The 5,390-nt window shown below is 55.9% G+C and carries 3 protein-coding genes; 2 read left to right on the top strand and 1 reads right to left on the bottom strand.

Annotated elements, in window-relative coordinates:
- Positions 1-125 precede the first annotated feature (125 nt).
- Positions 126-2,534, top strand: a complete 2,409-nt coding sequence (gene gyrB, locus K8W16_RS02855; protein WP_304120977.1) for a DNA topoisomerase (ATP-hydrolyzing) subunit B — start codon at positions 126-128, stop codon at positions 2,532-2,534.
- A gap of 109 nt (positions 2,535-2,643) precedes the next feature.
- Complete coding sequence (gyrA, locus tag K8W16_RS02850) at positions 2,644-5,082, top strand: DNA gyrase subunit A (RefSeq protein WP_304120975.1); 2,439 nt, start codon at positions 2,644-2,646, stop codon at positions 5,080-5,082.
- Positions 5,083-5,145: 63 nt separating this feature from the next.
- Here the strand turns inward: gyrA and K8W16_RS02845 are convergent.
- A partial coding sequence (locus K8W16_RS02845; RefSeq protein WP_304120974.1) for a hypothetical protein occupies positions 5,146-5,390 on the bottom strand: 245 nt, incomplete at its 5' end.

Below are 5,390 nucleotides of genomic sequence, written 5' to 3'. Positions count from 1 at the left end.
AATATATGTTCCATGCTTCCGGTGGGAGTCCTCTTTTCCGGGATTTGAATATTTCCCTGAAATGGTGTATAGTTGATTCTTTCTGATGCTCCGAGGAGCTAACAAATACCCCTTCAGGAATTCTCATGACCCAGGAAAATCTAAGGTCCGGCAAGACCTCTTACGACGCTTCTGCCATCACGGTTCTGGAAGGTCTGGCGGCGGTTCGTAAGCGCCCGGCCATGTATATAGGCAGTACGGATTCCCACGGCCTTCATCACCTTGTGTACGAAGTGGTGGACAACTCCATCGACGAAGCCATGGCCGGCTTCTGTAACAAGGTGGAGGTCATTCTTCACATGGACAACAGCGTGACCGTGCGGGACAATGGTCGCGGTATCCCTGTGGATATCCATCCGAAACTGCGTATTCCCGCTGTGCAGGTGGTTATGACCAAGCTGCATGCCGGCGGCAAGTTCGACAACAATGCCTATAAGGTCTCAGGCGGCCTGCACGGCGTGGGCGTTTCCTGTGTGAACGCCCTTTCTTCCTGGCTGGAAGTGACGGTGCGGCGCGACGGCAGGCGCTGGCGTCAGCGCTATGAGCGCGGCGTACCGGTGACCAAGGTGGAGCCTCTGGGCGAGGCGGAAGGGCACGGTACTACGGTGCGTTTCCTTCCTGATGAGGAAATTTTTGAAAGCACAGTATTTTCTTTCGATGTGCTGAAGAAGCGTTTTGAAGAGCTGGCTTATCTTAATAAGGGGCTTACCATCATCTGCAACGATGAGCGCACCAACGAAACGCATACTTATCATGCCGAAGGTGGCCTTGAGCAGTTCATCAGGGATTTGAACAGCAATGAATCCGGTCTGCACCCCATCATCAGCGGGGAAGGAGTGCAGGACAATATTACCGTGGATTTTGCGCTTCAGTACAATGCCGGCTTCAATGAAAAGATGCTGACGTTCGCCAATAACATCCGTACGCATGAAGGCGGTTCCCATCTGGCAGGGTTCAAGACTGCCCTTACCCGCGCCATAAACAACTATGTGAAAAGCCAGCCCGACCTGCAGAAGAAACTGAAGGGCGACAGCCTTTCCGGTGACGACGTGCGCGAGGGCCTTACGGCTATCGTCAGCGTGAAACTTCCGCAGCCGCAGTTTGAAGGGCAGACCAAGACTAAGCTCGGCAACAGCGAAGTGGTGGGCATTGTGAACGGCATTGTCTACAATGTGCTCGACGTGTACTTCCAGGAGCATCCCAAGGATATCCGCGTCATTATCGAAAAGGCCGCCGAGGCTTCCCGTGCAAGAGAGGCCGCGCGCCGTGCCCGCGAGCTCGTGCGCCGCAAGGGGGCACTTTCCGACAATTCCCTGCCAGGCAAGCTGGCCGACTGCCAGAGCAAGGACCCTTCAGAATGTGAAGTGTTCATTGTGGAGGGCGACTCCGCAGGCGGTTCCGCCAAGCAGGGCCGCAATCCTATGACGCAGGCCATTCTTCCGCTTCGCGGCAAGATATTGAACGTGGAGCGCGCGAGATTCGACCGTATGCTTGCCAGCGAAGAGATCAAGAATATGATCACGGCCATGGGGGTGGGCATCGGCGAGAACATGGATTATTCCAAGCTGCGCTATCATAAGATCATCATCATGACTGATGCCGACGTGGACGGTGCGCACATCTGCACCCTTATGCTCACCTTCTTTTTCCGCTACTATCCCAAGCTCATTGAGGAAGGGCATATCTATATCGCCCAGCCTCCGCTTTACGGCATTAAGAAGGGCAGCAATACCATCAAGTTCCTGAAGGATGACAACGAGCTTGATGAATTTCTGCTCCAGCGGCTTTCCGATGGTGTTTCCGTAGTCACGAAAGATGGAAGGAACTATCGCGGCGAAGAGCTCATCTCGTTGCTCAAGAGTATCGACGAACTGGAAAAATCCATGACGGAAGCGGAGAATTCCGCCATTTCCCGCGAGCTTTTCCTCGCTTTTCTCCGCTTCGAAGGGGAAATGACTTCTGCTGTGGTGGAAACGGGGCTTCCTGAAAACTTCCGCGTCTGGATGGAGAGGCAGGGCTACGCAGCGTCCCTGGAGGTGGAGAGAAAAGAAGACGAGGAGCGTTCCTTCCTTGTGTTTGAAAACAAAAGCGGGCATCGCACCCGTTTGGCCGTGGAATTCTTCCATTCGCGTATGTATCGCCATGCCCGCCAGCTCTGGAAGTCTCTGGGTGCATCCTGCGGAGAATTTCCGGTGCAGCTTTCCAGTTCCGAATCCAGCCGCGAGGTGAAGGATTACTTTGAACTGCGTGAATCCGCCTACGCCGAGGCCCGCAAGGGCTTCAACATCCAGCGTTACAAGGGCCTTGGCGAAATGAATCCGGAACAGCTGGAAATGACGACCATGAACCCCGAGAAGAGGGCGCTTTTGCAGGTGAGCATCGAAGATGCCCAGGCCGCTTCCGACACCATAGAGGAACTCATGGGCGATAGGGCGGATCTGCGCCGCGATTTCATCATTCGCAACGCCCTTTCCATGGAAGACCTCGATATCTGAGCATGAGGGGACGTTTCAGCCTTTCCTTCTCCCGGAAGCCGTGCCGCGCCGCCGGGAAAAAGGGGGAGCGGAATCCCGGAAAATCAAACTGCATGCAAGGACTCCCAAAGTGGCAGAATTTAAAGTCGATATAGAAAAAGAGCTGCGCCAGTCCTATCTGGCTTATTCGCTCAGCGTGATCATAGGCCGTGCCATTCCCGACGCGCGCGACGGGCTGAAGCCCGTGCATCGCCGCATCCTTTTCGCGCAGTCGCAAATGGCCAATACCTACAACAGGCCCACCAAGAAGAGCGCCCGCGTGGTGGGCGACGTCATCGGCAAATATCATCCTCACGGCGATTTTGCCGTGTACGGCGCCCTGGTGCGCATGGCGCAGGATTTCAACATGCGCGACCCGCTGGAAGACGGGCAGGGCAACTTCGGCTCCATCGACGGCGACTCCGCCGCCGCCATGCGTTATACCGAAGTACGCATGTCGCGCCTCGCTTCGGAATTCCTGGACGATATTGAAAAGAAGACCGTGGATTTCCGCCCGAACTACGACGGCTCGGAACAGGAACCCGAAGTTCTGCCCACCAAGGTGCCGAATCTTCTGCTCAACGGCTCCTCCGGCATTGCCGTAGGTATGGCCACCAATATTCCTCCCCACAACCTCGGGGAGCTTTGCGACGCGCTTTTGCGCCTTATCGACGAGCCAGACTGTACGGTAGACGACCTGATCGACCTGGTGCACGGGCCGGACTTCCCTACCGCGGGCTTTGTCTACGCTGGGCAGGGCCTTCTGGACGCCTACCGCACGGGCAGGGGCGTGGTGAAGGTGCGCGGCCGTGTGGAAGTGGAAGAGCGTAAGAAGGGCCAGCAGTCCGTAGTCATCCGCGAAATTCCCTATGCGCTCAACAAGTCCGTGCTCGTTACCAAAATTGCAGCCCTCGTCAACGACCGCAAGCTCGACGGCGTGACCGACCTGCGCGACCTTTCCGACAAGAAGGGCATACGCATCATACTCGACCTGCGCCGGGGTACCATACCGGAACTTGTCATCAACGCGCTGTACAAGTACACGCCGCTGGAAAATTCCTTCGGCATCAACATGTTGGCAGTGGTGGACAATAAGCCCCAGCAGCTCAACCTGCGCACGGCGCTTACCTGTTTCCTCGATCATCGCCGCGAAGTCGTCATCCGCCGTACCCGCTTCGATCTGGAAAAGGCGCAGGCCCGTGCCCATATTGTGGAAGGTCTGCTCAAGGCCCTGGATATCATCGACGAAATCGTTACCCTTATCCGGGCTTCGGAAACACCGCAGGAAGCCAAATCAGGCCTGGTGGAACGCTTCGGCTTCACAGAAATACAGGCCCAGAGTATTCTGGACATGCGCCTGCAGCGCCTTACCGGGCTTGAACGCGACAAGCTTCTGGATGAATACCACGAACTGCAGAAGCTCATCGCCTACCTGACTTCCATACTGGAAGATTCCGAAGTGCTGCGCGGCGTGCTGCGCGAGGAAACGCAGTACATCAAGAATACCTACGCCACTCCCCGCAGGACGGAAGTGGTCATGGACGAACTCGACGGTATCGATATTGAAGACCTCATCCCCGACGAGGACGTCGTTATCACCCTGTCGCGCCGCGGCTATATCAAGCGCACCACACTCGGCAATTATCAGCAGCAGAAAAGGGGCGGTAAAGGCATTGCCGGGCTTCACACCTCGGAAGATGATTTCGTGCAGGAATTTCTCACTACCACCAATCATCAGTACCTTCTGCTCTTTACCAACAAGGGCCGTATGCATCAGCTCAAGGTACATCAGGTGCCTGAGGGAAGCCGTACCGCCAAGGGCATGCACATTGCCAACCTTCTTCCTCTGGAAAAGGATGAATGGGTGGCCAACGCCCTCACGGTGCGCGAGTTTTCCGAGGAGAGCTATTTCCTGTTCACCACCAAGCAGGGGATGGTCAAGCGTTCCAGCGCCTCCCTGTACGCGCGCTGTCGCAAGAGCGGCATGATAGCCCTGGGACTCAAGGAGGGCGATGAGCTCATTGCCGTGCGGGAGGTGACGGATTCCGACCATGTGGTGTTGGCCACGGCCCACGGTATGGCCATACGCTTTGCCATGCCCGACGTGCGCCCCATGGGCAGAAGCGCCTCGGGAGTAAAGGGCATAGGCCTGCGCCGCGGCGATGAAGTGGTGGCCTGTGTCACCGTGAAGGACGGCGATAACTCCACCATGATCATGACGGTCTCCGCTCTCGGTTACGGCAAGCGCACCAAGATAGACCTTTACCGCATGCAGAGCCGCGGCGGCATAGGGCTTATTAATTTCAAGGCGTCTCCCAAGACGGGCAGCGTCATAGGGGCCATGCCTGTTTCCGATACCGATTCGCTTATTCTTCTCACTTCCACCAACAAGATCATCCGTCTCAGCGTGGAAGAGGTTCGCTCCGTGGGCCGCGCTACCATGGGTGTTCGCCTCGTGCGCCTCGACGACGGCGCAAACGTGGTAGGCTTTGATACCGTGGCCGACAACGGAGAGAGTGAAGGAGAATAGAAATGCTGCGGGGAGGGAAGGGAACTTTCTTCATAAAGTTCCCTTCCCGCACCCCTCCCTTTCTTAAAAAACTTCTGTTTTTTGATGAGAAAGTGCCAGAAACGCCGACGCAGGTGCCGGCGTTTTTTGTATCTTCGGTGCCAAGAGCGTATAGCAAGAAGAACTACATGATTTGTTTATTGAGCTGGCGGATCGCCTCGCTCTTTTGACAAGCATGCTGAAGTGTTCAAAAAAGGTATTTCCAGATGCAAGGCCCGGTTCCATGACAAGGAAGCGGGCCTTTTGACTGAATATCGTCAGAAAAAAGT

The sequence above is a fragment of the Mailhella massiliensis genome, from assembly GCF_020741395.1.
Lineage (GTDB): Bacteria > Desulfobacterota > Desulfovibrionia > Desulfovibrionales > Desulfovibrionaceae > Mailhella > Mailhella massiliensis_A.
Note: the sequence above shows the minus strand (reverse complement) of the source record. Positions and strands in the feature narration are given on the sequence as shown.